The 1,005-nt window shown below is 71.0% G+C and carries 1 protein-coding gene; it reads left to right on the forward strand.

Translation table 11 applies throughout. The annotated features are described in order from the left end of the window. Position 1 precedes the first annotated feature (1 nt). On the forward strand, positions 2-1,005 hold a 1,004-nt coding region (locus tag ACGFT2_RS34095), incomplete at its 3' end, for an acetyl/propionyl/methylcrotonyl-CoA carboxylase subunit alpha (protein ID WP_393286250.1).

The raw sequence follows: 1,005 nt of genomic DNA on the forward strand, positions 1-1,005 counted from the left end.
CGTGCGCAAGGTGCTCATCGCCAACCGTGGCGAAATCGCTGTCCGCGTGGCCCGGGCCTGTCGGGATGCCGGGATCGCGAGCGTGGCCGTATACGCCGACCCGGACAGGGATGCTCTGCATGTCCGCGCTGCGGATGAGGCGTTCGCCCTGGGCGGTGACACTCCGGCCACCAGCTATCTGGACATCGGCAAGGTGCTCAACGCGGCGCGCGAGTCCGGCGCGGACGCCGTCCATCCGGGCTACGGCTTCCTTTCGGAGAACGCCGAGTTCGCCCAGGCCGTCCTGGACGCGGACCTGATCTGGATCGGGCCGCCGCCGCAGGCCATCCGTGACCTGGGGGACAAGGTCGCCGCCCGGCACATCGCCCAGCGCGCCGGGGCGCCGCTGGTGGCCGGCACCCCCGACCCGGTGAGCGGGGCGGAGGAGGTCGTGGCGTTCGCGCGGGAGAACGGCCTGCCCATCGCCATCAAGGCCGCCTTCGGCGGTGGCGGACGCGGTCTGAAGGTGGCCCGGACCCTGGAAGAGGTTCCGGAGCTGTACGAGTCCGCGGTGCGTGAGGCGGTCGCCGCCTTCGGCCGCGGCGAGTGCTTCGTGGAGCGCTACCTGGACCGTCCGCGGCACGTGGAGACCCAGTGCCTGGCGGACAAGCACGGCAACGTGGTCGTCGTCTCCACGCGTGACTGCTCGCTGCAGCGCCGCCACCAGAAGCTGGTCGAGGAGGCCCCCGCGCCGTTCCTGTCCGAGGAGCAGGTCGCCGAGCTGTACCGCGCCTCGAAGGCGATCCTGAAGGAGGCCGCCTACGAGGGCGCGGGCACCTGTGAGTTCCTGGTCGGCCAGGACGGCACGATCTCCTTCCTGGAGGTCAACACCCGCCTGCAGGTGGAGCACCCGGTCACCGAGGAGGTCGCCGGGATCGACCTGGTCCGTGAGATGTTCCGTATCGCCGACGGCGAGGAACTGGGCTACGACGACCCCGCGCTGCGCGGACACTCGTTCGAGTTCCG

It is taken from the genome of Streptomyces sp. NPDC048514 (assembly GCF_043199955.1).
GTDB lineage: Bacteria > Actinomycetota > Actinomycetes > Streptomycetales > Streptomycetaceae > Streptomyces.